The sequence below is a fragment of the Leifsonia sp. McL0618 genome (assembly GCF_049994905.1).
Lineage (GTDB): Bacteria > Actinomycetota > Actinomycetes > Actinomycetales > Microbacteriaceae > Diaminobutyricibacter.
Window position 1 is genome coordinate 469,471 of record NZ_CP188258.1, and the last position, 15,127, is coordinate 484,597.

Genomic DNA, 15,127 nt, shown 5'->3' on the forward strand with positions numbered 1-15,127 from the left:
TGCTGGTCCGGCCATGCCGCGTTGACCAGGCCGATTAGCGCCGCGCTGGTCGTTTTTTGCAGCGTCTGTTCCATACCGGCCAACCTGACCGCCAGCACCCGGGTTCCCCGACGCCGCCTTCGCGCCGCCGGGGAACCCGGACCGTTCGTCCTACTGGATCGACATCGTCTCGGCCGACAGGTAGGCGTGGGCAGCCCATGAGGCTGGATCCGCCGCGAAGTGTTTCCGCAGGGCGTTGCCCGCCAGAGCGTTGTCAAGGGCTGTCATGATCATCGACTGGTCGAGCACCAGGCGACGGTGCCCCACCGAGCCGGTGGCGGGGGCGACGGCGTCATAGAACCCGCCGTCGGAACTGTAGATCCCCGGGTACAGGGTGCGCAGCTTCTGGATGTTCGTAAAGGCTTCCTGCGGCGTCACGGACAGTGCCAGGAAGGATGCGTGGGGTGTCACTGTGGTCTCGGTGGCGCATCCAGGGCATTGCGCGATGGCCTGGCCGGCCGGGAAGGTCTGGCCGGTCGCGCCGAAACCGCCATAGTTGCCGGTGTCATCCGCCGTGCTCGAGGGTGAGAGGCCCCACACTGGGAAGTGCAACTGCTCGGTGGCGTACTTCTGCTGCACCTGGGCGGCGCGTACGTCAGCAAGGCCGAAGCCGGTCTTGCCCCAGCTCGTCTCCGGCACGATCTCGTTGGCCATCAGCGCCTCGAACATGCCGCCGCCCCAGGTGGGGATGAAGGTGGTCGATGTGCCGGGGTAGGTGTAGTGCCCCTCCCAGACGTTGAACGGCTTTCCGCTCTGCGGATCCTTGATCGTCTGCCAGTAGCCGGCGACGGGCCACTGGCCCTGCCACGAGAAGTCCGGATCGGTCGGGCACTGTTTCGGCGGAAGGGTCCGCCAGGTGCGCCACCACACGTCACCCGGCATCTGGTGGAGTCCCATGCCGGCGTACATCGCGATGCGCGGATCGCTGTAGATCGCTCCGTTGTGGTAGTCGGCCGGGCCCTGGCCGGCATAGTAGCCGCCGTACATCTGCCCTGTCGGCTGATTGCCGACGGCCGGATTGGTGTTGCAGTTCGTCTGGGCGCGGTTGTCGTAGAAGATCGAGAAGTCCATCGCGCCGAGAAGTGGATCGATCTGCGAGCGAAGTTCAGGAAGGGCCGAGCGGGCGACCATCAGCCCGGTCGCGTACCAGCCGTTGTCGACGGCCGAGAGGAACGAGCAGTTGTCTCGTTGAGGTGTCGGCTGGGTGGTGCAGTCCGCCTGTCCCGGGTTCATGATGGCGTGCCCGTTGGTCGTGTCATACCACTGGAGAAGGAAGCCGTGCGACGACTTCAGTGTGCTGACCGACGTCAGGAGCGAAGAGATCAGCCGGCGCTCCTCCGGGCGGGTGACGAGTTTGAGGTCGCCCGCTGAGACGACGGCGTCGAGGTAGACGCCGATGTTCGCGGCCGACGTGTAGGTGCCCAGGGTCGTTCCGGGTCCGATGTTGTCCATGGGCAGGTTCGTGTGGGGATCGATATCGGTCTTGTAGAACGACCACGTATCCCGCGCTACGCCAAGGAGGTCGGCGCGTTGTGCGTCCGTCAGCGGTGCCGATGCGCTCAGGCCTTCCGGGAGGTTCGCCCCTCTCGCCGCCGGCGCGCCGGAGCCGCTCTCCTGCGCAGCCGCCGCTGGGCTCAGCGGTGTCGCGAGGAGCGCGAGCACGGCGGCCGTTCCGAATAGGGGAACCGCGCGCAACGCGGTTCTTCTCCAGGGTTTCTTGATCATGGTGTGGCGCCTCCTAGCGTCGTCGTTGAGCCAGAACGCCGTGCCCGCAACCGGTCGGCGGCCCTTCGCCGAGAGTGTATGCGCATACATCCGACCCCCGCAATCCCTCGTCCCACTCTAAGATGTGGTCAGTGCCCGCGTCCGGGTGGGCGTCGAGGCATCGGGGAGCTGGAGGATCGTCGTGCGCAGAGCTCCGACTGTCTACGAGGTCGCGGCCCACGCTGGTGTGTCCATCGCAACGGTCTCGCGCGTGCTGCGTCGTCCCGATGATGTACGGGCATCCACGCGGGAGCGGGTCATGGCGTCTGTACGGGAGCTCGGGTATGTCCCGAGCGCTTCGGCCCGCGGGCTTGCGGCTCGGCGCACCGGCGTCTTCGGCCTGTACTTCCCGGGATTCGATGCGATGGATGAGCTCAGCGACGCCGAATTCGAGCAGGCGACGCCGGTGCGGCTCGCCATTGATATGCCGGACTCGGGCGACGTGCGGCCGCCCAACCTGTACTTCGACGAGGTGCTCCGCGGCAGCGAGGTGGAGGCCTGGCGCCACGGCTTCGCCCTCATGGTCGGTGTCGGTCGCGGATCCAACACCGAAGAGATGGTCAACGACATCGCCGGGCGGGTCGACGCGATAGCCGTGCTCGCGCAGAGCGTCCCGGACGAGTTTCTCGAGCATGTCGCCCGGCGCATCCCGGTCGTGCTGATCGCAGGACCGCGACGCGGCGACGACTTCGATCACGTGAGCGTGAGCAATGCCGAGGGGATGCGGGCCCTCGTCGAGCATCTCGTCGACGACCACGATGTGCGCGACTTCGTGTACCTCACCGGCCCCGACGACTCACCGGACAACGCCGAACGGTACGACGGGTTCGTCGAGGCCCTCGGGGCGCGTGGGATGGACGCCGGAGCGACGCCCGTGCACCACGCCGGGTTCTCACGGCTCCGCGCACGTGAAGTCGCCGAAGATCTGGTTGAGCTCGGCGCTCTTCCGAGAGCGATCGTCTGCGGCAACGACCAGATGGCGCTCGGCGTGCTCGACGTCTTCGGGCGCCGGGGGGTGCGGGTCCCCGAGGATGTGATCGTGACGGGATTCGACGGCATCGAGGCGGCCAGGCAATCGACGCCGAGACTCACCACCGTGCATCAGCCGATGGTTGATCTGGGCCGGGCGGCGATGCGCGCGATGCTCAGCCGGCTCGAGAACCCCGAGCAGCCTCCGATCTCGCTTCGCTTGCCCGTGGAGGTCCTGCTCCGCGAGAGCTCGGAGGGCGAAGGCTCCTCGATCGGCGTCCGAGACGCCCCCATCCGGGGGTCTGACGGATAATTCACCCGGGAGGTTGCCGACGCGGATGTATGCGCATACACTCAACGACGCACGCTCCACATCCGTCGACGACGACACGAAGGAAGTCACCTGCAATGAAGCACATGAGAGGGCGCACGGCGCGCATGGTCCTCGCCGTGGTCGGCGTCGCAGCCGTCATCACCACGGCCGGCTGCTCGCTCAGCACGAAGGCATCGAACAACAACTCAGGCAGCGGAAGCGGCTCCATGCTGATCGCCGCCGACACCGGTTCACCCACATTCGCCCGCAACTTCAACCCGTTCTCACCGAGCAAGCGCACAGCGACGACCTACATGTACGAGCCGCTCGAGGTGATGAACACGCTCGACGGCACGCTGACGCCGTTCCTTGCGACCGGCTACAAGCTCAAGGATCCGAAGACGGTCGACTTCACGGTCCGCAGCGGCGTGAAGTGGTCGGACGGCAAGGACTTCACGGCGGACGACGTCGTCTACACGTTCGAGCTCATCAAAAAGAATGCCGCTCTCGACTCGCAGGGCGTCTGGCAGCACATCGACAGCGTCTCGGCGAGCGGCAACACCGTCACCTTCCACCTGAAAGAAGCGGATGTGCCCGCCGCGTCGATCATCGCGCAGCAGATCATCGTGCCGAAGCACGTCTGGTCGTCCGTCAAGGACCCGGTCGCGTATACGAACGACAAGCCGGTCGTGACAGGCCCCTACCTGCTCGGCGACTTCACGGGTAACCAGTACACGCTGAAGAAGAACGCTTCGTACTGGCAGGCCGACAAGGTCGCGGTGGACAAGCTGACCTTCCCCGCCTCCAACACGCAGCTCGACGTGGTGAACAACGGCTACGACTGGGCGTACTCGTTCATCACGGATGTGCAGAACACGTGGGTGAAGGCCGACAAGCAGCACAACACGTACTGGTTCCCGCCCGGCGGCACCATCGCACTGCTGCCGAACCTGACGAAAGCCCCTTTCAACAACCTCGACTTCCGTGAGGGCATCAGCTACGCACTCGACCGCGACAAGATCGCGACGGATGCGGAACAGGGCTACGTGAAGGCGGCGGGCCAGTCGGGCCTGCTTTTGCCGAACCAGCAGGCGTGGCTGAGCAGCAGCCTGCCGAACGGTGGTGCCATCTCGCAGGACACCTCGAAGGCGATGGCGGCGTTCGCGAAAGCCGGCTACGCCAAGCAGGGCGACAAGCTCGTGGACAAGAGCGGTAAGCCGCTCACCCTCACGATCACCACAGCGAACGGGTACACGGACTGGCTGCAGGGATTGCAGACGGTGCAGTCGCAGCTGAAGGCGATCGGGATCGCCGTCACCCTGAACCAGCCGCAGCCCGCCGCCTACAACCAGGCGCTGAACAACGGTGCGTTCGACATGATCATCACCGGCTTCGGCGGAACCGGCAGCGTGTTCCAGGACTACAACAACCTGCTGAACAGCGCTTTCGCCAAGCCCGTCGGGACGAGCGCTACGGCGAACTTCGAGAGGTTCTCCGACCCGCAGGTCGACGCACTGCTCAGTCAGCTGAAGACGACCACCGACGTCGGCAAGCAGAAGCAGATCGCGGCCCAGCTCCAGCAGACGGTATACACGAAACTACCCGTGATCAGCATGTTCTACGGCGGTCTGTGGGGTCTGTTCAGCGACAAGCACTTCACGGGCTGGCCGAGCGAGTCGAACCCTTACGCGCCGCCGAACACGTGGAACTCCACACCGCTGCTCATCCTGACCCATCTCAAGAAGGCCTAGCCGCTTGCCCGATGCGGGCGGACGCTGCCGACTCGGTGTCGTCCGCCCGCGCCCTGCACATCCAGAAAGGCGGTGACGCATGCGGTACTCGCTGACCAAGATCGGTCTGCTCGTGCTCACGCTATGGGCGGCCATCACGCTGAACTTCATCCTCCCGCGATTGATGCCCGGATCACCGGCGGACGCCGCCATCGCGAAACTCGCGCAGAACGGCCCCGTGAGCCCAGCGGCCAAGGCATCGATCGAGGCGCAGCTCGGGGTGCCGACGGGAAGTCTCTGGGACCAGTACGTGCAGTACCTGAACAACATCGTCCACTTCGACTTCGGTGTCTCCTACACGTTCTTTCCGCAGAGTGTGGCGAGCCTCGTCGCTGCCGCGCTGCCCTGGACGCTCGTGCTGGTGGGGACGGTCACCATCGTGTCGTTCGTCTGCGGCAGCCTGCTCGGCGTCGTGGCCGCCTGGAGGCGGGGCACGTGGCTTGATACCCTCCCGACCGTCGGCGGCACCTTCGCCAGCGCCTTCCCCTACTTCTGGACGGCGCTGTTGCTCCTCTTCTTCCTGGGATATGTCCTCGGCTGGTTCCCGACCTCGGGCGCGTACTCCAAGACGGCGACGCCGGAATTCTCGCTCGCCTTCCTCGGCGACGCGCTGTACCACTCGGTCCTCCCGGCGGTCACCATCCTGATCACGTCGCTCGGCGGTTGGATCCTCGGGATGCGGAACACGATGATCAACACGCTCGGCGAGGACTACGTGACCTTCGCGGAGGCGAACGGCTTGAAGCCGCGCACCGTCGCGCTGCGATACGCCGCCCGCAACGCTCTGCTGCCGAACCTGACGGCCTTCGGTCTGGCGCTCGGCACGGTCGTCGGCGGATCGCTGCTCGTCGAGCGTGTTTTCAACTATCCGGGTCTCGGCTACCTTCTCTTCACCGCTGTGGTGAACCAGGACTACCCGCTGATGCAGGCGCTCTTTCTGATGATCACGGTCAGCGTCCTGCTGGCGAACTTCATCGTTGACATCCTTTACGGATTCCTGGACCCGAGGACACGCCGATGACGAAGACACCCGACCTCATTCCCCGCGATCAGACCGGAACCGTGGCGACACGGGCGATCAGCCTCGACACCACCAGCGAGATTCCTGCCTCGCCGAATCCGCTGCGCGTCGTCGGACGGGGCTTCGCGACCATCTGGAGCGTGCCCAAGGCGCGGATCGGCGTCATTCTGCTCGGCGTCTTCGTGCTGGTCGCCATCTTCGCCCCGCTTCTGGCGCCGTACAGCCCGACCGAGACCGGGTTCGGCCGCAGTCAGGACGCGAGCCTCGCGCATCCGCTCGGCACCACCGCGGCGGGCCAGGATGTGCTTTCGCAGCTCATCTACGGCGCCCGCGTCTCCGTGTTCGTCGGATTCGTGGCCGGCCTTCTCGCGACGATCATCGCCGTACTGATCGGGCTCAGCTGGGGTTACGCCCGCACGGTCGTCGGCGACGTCATCAACTTCTTCGTCAACCTGTTCCTCGTCATCCCGGCGCTGCCGCTCATGATCGTCATCGCTGCGTACCTGCAGAACGGCGGTCTCGGCATGATCATCCTGGTGGTGGTCCTGACCGGATGGGCGTGGGGCGCTCGCGTGCTCCGAGCGCAAACGCAGTCGCTCCGATCCCGTGACTTCGTGACGGCGGCGATCTTCAGCGGCGAGAGCTCGTGGCGCATTGTCTTCCGCGAGATCCTGCCCAATATGACCTCGCTCATCGTCGGGAGCTTCTTCGGGGCGGCGACCGCAGCCATCCTCGCCGAGGCGGGTCTCGAGTTCCTCGGGCTCGGCGATACGACGACCGTCAGCTGGGGCACCATGCTCTTCTGGGCGCAGAACAGCAACGCTCTGCTGACCGGCCAGTGGGTTCTGCTGGTCGCACCGGGCCTGTGCATCGCCCTGCTCGCGACCTCGATGTCATTCATCAACTTCGGAGTGGACGGACTGAGCAATCCGCGCCTCCGGGAAGGAGCCCGGCGATGACCCTCGTCAGCGTCCGCAACCTCGACATCGTGTACGAATCGCGTGGCACGGATCCGGTGACAGCGGTTCACGACGTCACCTTCGACCTGCAGGAGGGAGAGTTCGTGGGACTCGTCGGCGAGTCGGGGTCGGGTAAGTCGACCCTCGGCTTCGCGCTGACGCGGCTCTCGAAGCCGCCCGCGCGGATCACCGCCGGGAGCATCCTCTTCGATGGGGTGGATATCGCGCGTCTGTCCGTGGATCAGCTCCGCGCCCAGCGCCGCGGCGGGTTCGCGATGGTGCTGCAATCAGGCATGAACGCGCTGAACCCGGTGCGCACCATCCGCGATCATTTCCGAGACATCTTCCAGGCGCACGGCCACATCCCGTCGCGTGACCGCGAGGCGCGCGCCCGCGAGCTTGTCGGCAAAGTGGAATTGCCTGTGACCGTGCTCGACCGCTACCCGGGCGAGCTCTCGGGTGGGATGCGCCAGCGTGTCTCAATCGCTCTGGCACTCTCCCTGGAGCCGCGCCTGATGGTCTTCGACGAGCCGACCACCGCGCTCGACGTCCTCGTGCAGCACGCGGTGATGAACACCATCCGGGAGTTGCAGAAGGCCGAACGATTCACTGCCGTACTCATCAGTCACGATCTCGGGATCGTGCTCGAGGCCACCGAGCGCGTTCTGGTGATGCACGAAGGTGTCATCGTCGAGGATGCGCCGAGTCGCCAGATCCTGATGGCGCCCCGGCACGAGTACACCCGCATGCTGCTCAGCCACTACGGCGACCCCCGCGCGGAGGTCGTGGAGGTCCCCGGGATCGCTGCTCGCGCCTCATCCCGCGCCGTCGACCTTACCGCCGCCGCCGCGGGGGAGACCGCGCGACCGCCTGCGACGACCCGCGCTCGTCGCGAAGGCCGGGCCGCCCACGAGGCGATCGTCGTCGACGACGTCTCGAAGATCTACCCTCGTCCCCGCCGTGGTGAAGAGCCGGTAGTGGCCGTCGACGGGGTGTCGTTCACGCTAGAGCCGGGCTCCTCGATGGCGCTGGTCGGTGCGAGCGGAAGCGGCAAGAGCACGATCGCCAAGATGATCACAGGCGTCGAGCGCCCGACCTCGGGCGCGATCACGTTCGGCGAGACCCGGATCGATGGCATCGCACGCCGGAAGTTGAAGGGCCTGCACCGGGAGGTGCAGATGGTGTTCCAGGATCCGTACGCGGCGCTGAACCCGCTGCACACTGTCGAGTACACCCTCACCCGACCGACCGCCAACTTCGGCGGCCTGCGCGGACGGGAGGCGCGGCGCCGCGTCTACGAGCTCCTGGAGACGGTCGGTCTGGCGCCCGTCGAGCAATTCGCGGCGAAGCTGCCGCACCAGCTCTCGGGTGGGCAGCGACAGCGCGTCGTCATCGCTCGTGCCCTGGCAAGCGACCCGCAGGTGATCATCGCCGACGAGCCGGTTTCGATGCTCGACGTCTCGCTGCGTGCCGGAGTACTGGCCCTGCTTGAGAGCCTCCGAGAGACCTGGGGGGTCAGTATGCTCTACATCACCCATGACCTGCTGAGCGCGCGCCTCGTCACAGATCGCATCATGGTGCTCAACAAGGGACGCGTGGTGGAGCGGGGCGATACGGCCGACGTGCTTCAGCATCCGGTCGACGACTACACGGTCCAGCTTCTCGATGCCGTGCCGAATCCGCGAGCGTGAACGCGCCGCCCCTTGTCCCCGTCCCCTTTTCGCCCGTCGCCCCGACCAGCAACGCAGACGCCCGGTTCGCCGGCGCCCACAAGGAGGAAGACCGTGCTTCGATTCCCTGAAGGATTCCTGTGGGGGGCCGCTACGGCGGCCCATCAGGTCGAGGGCAACAACATCAACAACGACTGGTGGGTCAAGGAACACGCGCCCGGCACGCACATCCTCGAGCCCAGCGGGGATGCGATGGACAGCTACCACCGATTCCGGGAGGATATGAAGCTGCTGGCGGATGCAGGACTCGACACGTACCGCTTCAGCATCGAGTGGAGCCGCATCGAGCCCGAACAGGGTTTCGTTTCGCGAGCATCCATCGATCATTACCGCCGGATGGTCGACGCCGCCCGTGACGTCGGCCTGCAGCCGGTGGTGACGCTGATGCACTTCACAGTGCCGCGCTGGATGCACGACCAGGGCTTCTGGCGCAACCCCGCAGCCGCGGACCTCTTCGCCCGCTTCACCGAAGTGGCGCTGCCCATCGTGAAAGACGTCGAGTACGTGTGCACGATCAACGAGCCCAACATCGCGGCGATGCTTGCGGGCGGCGAGGACGCATCCAACCTCGTCGCATTCGGGCTTCCCAACCCGGATCTCGCCGTCGCCGACATGCTGCTCGCATCGCACAAGCGGTCGCGTGACGTGCTCTCGTCGATTCCCGGGATCAAATCCGGCTGGACTGTTGCCACGCAGGCCTTTCACTCCACTGGCGGCCGCGAGGCCGATGAGAAGCTGTATCAGTACGGCTACCCGCGCGACGACTGGTACCTCGAGGCCGCTCGCGGCGACGACTTCGTGGGCGTACAGGCCTACACCCGCACGTTCATCGGGCCGGACGGGCCGCTTCCGGTCGCTGACGATGTGGAGACGACGCTGACCGGCTGGGAGTTCTTTCCGCCCGCCCTCGAGCTCGGCGTTCGCAGCGCCTGGGAACTCAGCGGTCACACGCCGGTCATGGTCACCGAGAACGGCATCGCAACCGCCGACGACACGCGCCGCATCGCCTACACCGACGGTGCGCTCCGCGGGCTGCACGCCGCCATCGAGGACGGTATCGAGGTGCTCGGGTACCTGCACTGGAGCGCGCTCGACAACTACGAATGGGCAAGCGGCTTCCGCCCCACTTTCGGGCTGGTAGCAGTTGACCGCGAGACGTTCGTGCGCACGCCGAAACCGTCCCTCGCCTGGTTGGGCCGGATCGCCGAGCATAATGCGCTGGACGAACCCGCCATGGCGCCTCTCTGATCGTCATCCCTTCCCCTCGAATCGGCCGCGGACTAGCGTGAGGGCGTGTCCGCTTTCGTGACTGACGCACGGTCGGCTCACGCCGCCGGCGTGGAGCGCCTCCTCGAGAGCTATCGCAGTGTGCCGGCGACGGACACTGTCCGGCTCGCCAAACAGACCTCGAACCTGTTCCGTGCACGCGCGAAGACGAACGCCACAGGCCTGGACACATCTGGGTTGACGGATGTGATCGCGGTCGACCCCGAATCGCGCACGGCTGATGTGTCAGGCATGTGCACCTACGAGGACCTCGTGGACGCGACACTGCCCTTCGGGCTGGCACCACTGGTCGTGCCGCAACTGAAGACCATCACCCTCGGCGGTGCCGTCACCGGTCTGGGCATCGAGTCCTCGTCGTTCCGAAATGGGATGCCGCACGAGTCGGTGCTGGAACTGGACATCCTCACCGGTGCCGGAGAGGTGATCACCGCGTCGCCGGGCGAGCACGCCGATCTGTTTCGCGCCTTCCCAAATTCGTACGGAACGCTGGGCTACGCGGTTCGCCTTCGCATCGAGCTGGAGACCGTCAAGCCATTCGTCGCGCTCACGCACCTGCGGTTCCATGCACTCGCCGACCTGGTTGCAGCGATGGACGACATCATCGAAACCGGCCGCCTCGACGGGGTTCGGGTCGACTACCTCGACGGCGTGGTGTTCAGCGCGGACGAGAGTTACTTGTGTGTCGGGGTGCAGACAGTCGCACCGGGCCCTGTCAGCGATTACACCGGCCAGCGGATCTACTATCGCTCCATCCGGCACGATGGCCCCGCGAAGGGTGATCGGCTCACCATTCACGACTACCTCTGGCGGTGGGACACCGACTGGTTCTGGTGTTCGGAGGCGTTCGGTGCGCAGAATCCGTGGATTCGTCGGCTGTGGCCGCGGAGGCACCGGCGCAGCAGTTTCTACTGGAAGTTGATGGCCTACGAGCAGCGGCTGCACATCGAGAACCGCATCGAGAAACTCAAGGGTCACCCCCAGCGCGAACGCGTCGTGCAGGACATCGAGGTGCCGATCGGGCGTTGTGCCGAGTTCCTCGACTGGTTCCTGACGCACGTGCCGATCGAGCCGATCTGGCTGTGCCCGCTGCGGTTGCACGACGATGGCGGCTGGCCGCTGTACCCCATCCGACCTCGCGAGACGTATGTCAACATCGGTTTCTGGGCATCGGTGCCGGTCGGGTCGACTGAAGGGGAGACGAACCGGATGATCGAGCGCCGAGTCCGCGAACTCGACGGGCACAAGTCGCTGTATTCGGAAGCGTTCTACTCCCCGGAGGAATTCGACGAACTCTACGGCGGGCAAAGCTATCGAGATGTGAAAAGGCGGTACGACCCCGATTCGCGTCTCCTCGACCTCTATGCAAAGGCGGTGCAACGGCGATGAGCACATCCACGAAAGATGCGGACGAAGCGGAAACGGCAGCCACGCCGGGAAAGCTCACCCTCGCTGAGATCCTCGAGATCTTCGCCGGCGGTCGGCTGCCGCTGAGAATCACCGCCTACGACGGGAGTTCGGCAGGGCCCCCCGATGCACCGTTCGGACTTGAGTTGAAGACACCGCGTGGCACGACCTATCTCGCCACCGGTCGTGGCGATCTCGGTCTCGCCCGCGCCTACATCGCTGATGACCTCGACATCCACGGTGTGCATCCCGGCGATCCGTACGAGCTGCTCAAAGCACTTTCGAACAGCCTCGAATTCACCCGGCCACCTGCCCGGGTGATGGCCCAGATCATCCGCTCCATCGGTGTCGAGCACTTGCGCCCGATAGCCCCGCCCCCGCAGGAGGTGCCGGCCCGCTGGCGTCGGATGGCCGACGGACTCCGCCACAGCAGGGCCCGCGACGCCGAAGCGATCCACCATCACTACGACGTCTCGAACACCTTCTACGAGTGGGTGCTCGGCACGTCGATGACGTACACCTGTGCGTGTTATCCGAACCTCGAGGCTTCGCTCGACGAGGCACAGGAGAACAAGTACCGGCTGGTCTTCGAGAAGCTGCGACTGAAGCCGGGCGAACGACTGCTCGACGTGGGGTGCGGGTGGGGCGGCATGGTGCGGTACGCAGCCCGCCGGGGCGTGAAGGCGACCGGCGTGACCTTGTCGCGGGAGCAGACGTCCTGGGCGCAGCGGGCCATTGCCGACGAGGGGCTCACCGGTCTGGCCGAGGTTCGTTACGGCGACTACCGGGACATCACGGAGACGCGCTTCGATGCCGTGTCATCGATCGGGCTGCTCGAGCACATCGGTGTGCGCAACTATTCGTCGTATTTCGGCTTCCTGCAATCCCGGATGCGCCCCGGTGGGCTTCTGCTCAATCACTGCATCACCCGTCCCGACAACGGAAGCGAACCGTCGACGCACGGATTCATCGACCGCTATGTCTTTCCCGACGGGGAGCTCACCGGTTCGGGTCGCATCATCACCGAAGCCCAGAATGCAGGCCTCGAGGTGCTGCACGAGGAGAACCTGCGCCAGCATTACGCGCTGACATTGCGCGACTGGTGCGCCAACCTCGTCGAACACTGGGATGAATCGGTCGCCGAGGTCGGGCTTCCGACAGCGAAGGTGTGGGGTCTGTACATGGCCGGGTCCCGCCTTGCATTCGAGTCCGGCGGGATCCAGCTGCACCAGGTGCTGGCAGCCAAGCCGGATGGTCGTGGTGACGTCGGCGCCCTGCCGCTGCGGCCCTGGTGGACGCCCTAGCGTCGAACGAGCGCGGCGCGTTGAGTGGCGATGACCGCCCCTATCGCGGGCTTCGCATCCCGTGCGAATCGCGGGAAATTGAGGAAGCCGTGCGGCATCGCCGCGTAGTCGATGAGCTGGGCGTGGACGCCCGCGGCCCGGAGCGCCTCCGCATAGAGGACGCCGTCGTCGTGGAGGGGATCGTGCCCGGCGACCACGATCAGTGCAGGCGGCAGGCCGGCGAATGACGCGGCCTTGAGCGGCGACACCCGCCAGTCGTCCTGGTCTCCAGCGTAGAGTTCGTCGAAGCGTTTCATGTCCGCTGCGGACAGGATGAACGCATCCGCGTTGACGCGACGCGACTCCGTGCCCCTGGCCCCGGTCACCGGGTAGAGAAGGGCCTGGTGCCGGATGGCGGGGGCTCCGGCATCCCGCGCCATCAGGGCGACGACGGCCGCGAGGTTCCCGCCGGCGCTCTCGCCCATGACGCCGAGCCGTCCCTTATCCGCGCCCAGCTCCTCCGCGTGGTCGACGGCCCAGGCGAGACCGGCGAAACAGTCGTCGACGGCCGCGGGAAACGGGAACTTCGGCGCCAGTCGATAGTCGACCGACACCACGATCGCGTCCAGCTCTTTCGCGACTGTGCCGCAGATCCAGTCGCCGTTGCGCAGGCTGCCGAATACGAAACCACCGCCGTGGAAGTAGACGATGAGAGGCCGCGCGGGTGTCACGCCCGGGGGAGTGTAGACGCGAACAGGGATCGCGCCCGCTTTGCGGTCTTCGGTCGCCACGCCCTTCGGACGGTTCCCCATCAGGATCGACGCCATGACCTCGGGCGCGTCGGCTTCGCTGTTCCTGGCGATCACTTCGGGAGTGGCCTTCGAGACCGACGCACCAGGGAGACGCCGCATGACTTTGCCGATTCGCCGCATCCCCGGCGCAAGAGGTTCCATGTGCGTGACATTACAGCCGCGGGTTCGCCCTTCGCGCCACCCGCGCCCCGCCCCCGCAGAGTCCTGGCCTCCTGCCTGCGCTCAACGGGGTGTGCGTGGGTGTGGGCGCGTCCGCCGGTGTTGCGCTCGTCGCGCCCCTCGCGGCATCCGGGTCTGCCGCCGGCTATTCGGCGGCTTTCTGGTTGTGCTGCGGCCTCGTCATCGTCGGCTTGTATTCCGCGTCGGTCGTCCGCGTGCCCGACCCGGTCGTCCTCGTGCGCGACTCGGCCGAGCCGGCCCTGGCGATCGAGGCCTAGAAGCCGCAGGCCGTGCCCGGGCGCTGTCAGGAATTCGACCTTCCTAGATTATGAACAGACGCGATCGGGCGTCGCGGTCATCCGCGGGCGGCAGCGGCGGCGGGCGGTACCAGGAGGGTTCCCCGGATGATGCTTCCATGGAAGGTGCGGATCGCCACCGTGAGCCATGCAGCCACGAGTCCGGCGAATGCCACGACCGCGAGCACCTGCAGGACCACGGAGCCTGTGTGGAGGGCGAGGCCGGACAATCCGGTCACGCACGTGCCGACCGGGAACGTGAACGACCACCAGGTCAACGAGAACGGCAGCCCATCGCGTGCGGTGCGCACGGTGATCGCCGCCGCGAGTGCGGCCCACAGCAGCGCGAAACCGAGGACGGGCACCCCGAACACCACTCCGAATATCAGGAGTGCCGAAGACCATGGCGCGGGGACGGCCAGATGGGCATTGGCGCCGAGCAGGTTCGCCGCAGTGATCGACTGGCCCAGAGGACCGAGCACGATCCAGAGCGTAGGAACGGCGGCGGAGGCGCCGACCTTGTGGCGTGCGAGGCGGGCCCAGATGAGCGTGATCACGATCAGGGATGCCAGAAGGCTGAGCCCGAACATCGCGTAGCACGCGAGCAGCATGGTCAGTCTCGCCTGCCCGACGGGCACGTAAGGCAGGAGCAGGGCGCCGGTCGCGGCGGACACCATCGGCGGAACGATCGGCATGAGCCATCCGCCGAAGGCCGAATCGTCCGCGATGGCGAGCCTGGTGAAGGTGAGATAGGTGACGGCCGCGGCACTGACGAGCCCGAGCACAGTACCCACACCCCACAGGACCGCGTCGACAGTGACGGCCGCCGGCAGGCCGATGACGTCCCTTCCGAGCAACAGCGTCCCGGCCCCGACCGTCAGCAACGCCATCGGCGGCGCACCGTAGAAATGTGCCATCACCGGGTTCGTGTGGTGTGAACGCGCCGTCCGCGGGAACCAGATCCAGTGCGCCGCGGTGGCGAGCGTGAGCCCGACGAGCAGAAGGGCGGCGAGCATCCAGACGAGTGTCGCGGGGAGCCTGAGCGTCGGGGCGATCACGGGCAGGGTCGCTGCCGCATTCGCCACGATGCCGGTGCCCATCACCGACGCGAACCAGTTCGGTGTGATGTTCGAAACGAACTGCCTCGGGTTGTCGATGTCCCGCAGCAGGAGTCGTCGTGTCGAGCGCGGCCCGAGAGTGATGGTGTTGCTTGCGTTCATATCTCCGAGGGTCGCAACCGTCCGACGCGTCGGAAACGGGGCTAGCCTTGTCTAGCTACAACCGTTGCTTGTGTCAGGAGT

Annotated in this window: 12 protein-coding genes; 9 read left to right on the top strand and 3 right to left on the bottom strand. The window is 66.2% G+C overall.

Annotated features, from left to right (window positions below; translation table 11 throughout):
• Positions 1 to 150: 150 nt before the first annotated feature.
• A complete protein-coding gene (locus ACPPVQ_RS02230; RefSeq protein ID WP_426518189.1) occupies positions 151 to 1,764 on the bottom strand; it encodes a glucoamylase family protein in 1,614 nt (537 codons plus the stop codon).
• A 181-nt stretch (positions 1,765 to 1,945) separates the two neighbouring features.
• Here ACPPVQ_RS02230 and ACPPVQ_RS02235 point away from each other — a divergent pair, with 181 nt between their 5' ends.
• From ACPPVQ_RS02235 to ACPPVQ_RS02270, 8 genes are all read left to right on the top strand, one after another.
• A complete protein-coding gene (locus ACPPVQ_RS02235) occupies positions 1,946 to 3,085 on the top strand; it encodes a LacI family DNA-binding transcriptional regulator (protein WP_426518191.1) in 1,140 nt (379 codons plus the stop codon).
• A gap of 95 nt (positions 3,086 to 3,180) precedes the next feature.
• Positions 3,181 to 4,836 carry an ABC transporter substrate-binding protein gene (locus ACPPVQ_RS02240; protein WP_426518193.1) on the top strand — a complete coding sequence of 552 codons (1,656 nt, stop codon included), beginning with the start codon at positions 3,181 to 3,183 and terminating at the stop codon, positions 4,834 to 4,836.
• Between the two features lie 79 nt (positions 4,837 to 4,915).
• Positions 4,916 to 5,896, top strand: a complete 981-nt coding sequence (locus ACPPVQ_RS02245; protein WP_426518195.1) for an ABC transporter permease — start codon at positions 4,916 to 4,918, stop codon at positions 5,894 to 5,896.
• Complete coding sequence (locus ACPPVQ_RS02250; RefSeq protein WP_426518197.1) at positions 5,893 to 6,855, top strand: ABC transporter permease; 963 nt, start codon at positions 5,893 to 5,895, stop codon at positions 6,853 to 6,855. The genes ACPPVQ_RS02245 and ACPPVQ_RS02250 overlap by 4 nt, the downstream gene beginning before the upstream one ends.
• Entirely contained in the window at positions 6,852 to 8,546 is a 1,695-nt protein-coding gene (locus tag ACPPVQ_RS02255) for an ABC transporter ATP-binding protein (RefSeq protein ID WP_426518199.1), read from the top strand. The genes ACPPVQ_RS02250 and ACPPVQ_RS02255 overlap by 4 nt, the downstream gene beginning before the upstream one ends.
• Before the next feature lie 93 nt (positions 8,547 to 8,639).
• A complete protein-coding gene (locus ACPPVQ_RS02260; RefSeq protein WP_426518201.1) occupies positions 8,640 to 9,833 on the top strand; it encodes a glycoside hydrolase family 1 protein in 1,194 nt (397 codons plus the stop codon).
• A 45-nt stretch (positions 9,834 to 9,878) separates the two neighbouring features.
• Complete coding sequence (locus tag ACPPVQ_RS02265; RefSeq protein ID WP_426518203.1) at positions 9,879 to 11,258, top strand: FAD-binding oxidoreductase; 1,380 nt, start codon at positions 9,879 to 9,881, stop codon at positions 11,256 to 11,258.
• A complete protein-coding gene (locus tag ACPPVQ_RS02270; protein WP_426518205.1) occupies positions 11,255 to 12,580 on the top strand; it encodes a class I SAM-dependent methyltransferase in 1,326 nt (441 codons plus the stop codon). Before ACPPVQ_RS02265 ends, ACPPVQ_RS02270 begins: the two co-directional genes overlap by 4 nt.
• On the opposite strand, the gene ACPPVQ_RS02275 is transcribed toward ACPPVQ_RS02270, so the two are convergent.
• On the bottom strand, positions 12,577 to 13,512 hold the full coding sequence (locus ACPPVQ_RS02275) for an alpha/beta hydrolase (RefSeq protein ID WP_426518207.1): 936 nt from the start codon (positions 13,510 to 13,512) through the stop codon (positions 12,577 to 12,579). The two genes, ACPPVQ_RS02270 and ACPPVQ_RS02275, sit on opposite strands and share 4 nt — an antisense overlap.
• Before the next feature lie 95 nt (positions 13,513 to 13,607).
• Here ACPPVQ_RS02275 and ACPPVQ_RS02280 point away from each other — a divergent pair, with 95 nt between their 5' ends.
• The gene (locus ACPPVQ_RS02280) at positions 13,608 to 13,808 is read left to right on the top strand and encodes a hypothetical protein (protein WP_426518209.1); all 201 of its coding nucleotides are present in this window, start codon (positions 13,608 to 13,610) and stop codon (positions 13,806 to 13,808) included.
• 77 nt (positions 13,809 to 13,885) lie between these two features.
• On the opposite strand, the gene ACPPVQ_RS02285 is transcribed toward ACPPVQ_RS02280, so the two are convergent.
• Positions 13,886 to 15,046, bottom strand: a complete 1,161-nt coding sequence (locus ACPPVQ_RS02285; protein WP_426518211.1) for a TDT family transporter — start codon at positions 15,044 to 15,046, stop codon at positions 13,886 to 13,888.
• Between the last annotated feature and the right edge of the window lie 81 nt (positions 15,047 to 15,127).

Bases quoted from the DNA above. Each gene is read 5' to 3' on its own strand.
- ACPPVQ_RS02245 (WP_426518195.1), top strand. From the start codon at position 4,916: ATGCGGTACTCGCTGACCAAGATCGGTCTGCTCGTGCTCACGCTATGG.
- ACPPVQ_RS02240 (WP_426518193.1), top strand. From the start codon at position 3,181: ATGAAGCACATGAGAGGGCGCACGGCGCGCATGGTCCTCGCCGTGGTC.
- ACPPVQ_RS02230 (WP_426518189.1), bottom strand. From the start codon at position 1,764: ATGATCAAGAAACCCTGGAGAAGAACCGCGTTGCGCGCGGTTCCCCTA.
- ACPPVQ_RS02255 (WP_426518199.1), top strand. From the start codon at position 6,852: ATGACCCTCGTCAGCGTCCGCAACCTCGACATCGTGTACGAATCGCGT.
- ACPPVQ_RS02250 (WP_426518197.1), top strand. From the start codon at position 5,893: ATGACGAAGACACCCGACCTCATTCCCCGCGATCAGACCGGAACCGTG.
- ACPPVQ_RS02285 (WP_426518211.1), bottom strand. From the start codon at position 15,046: ATGAACGCAAGCAACACCATCACTCTCGGGCCGCGCTCGACACGACGA.
- ACPPVQ_RS02275 (WP_426518207.1), bottom strand. From the start codon at position 13,512: ATGGAACCTCTTGCGCCGGGGATGCGGCGAATCGGCAAAGTCATGCGG.
- ACPPVQ_RS02270 (WP_426518205.1), top strand. From the start codon at position 11,255: ATGAGCACATCCACGAAAGATGCGGACGAAGCGGAAACGGCAGCCACG.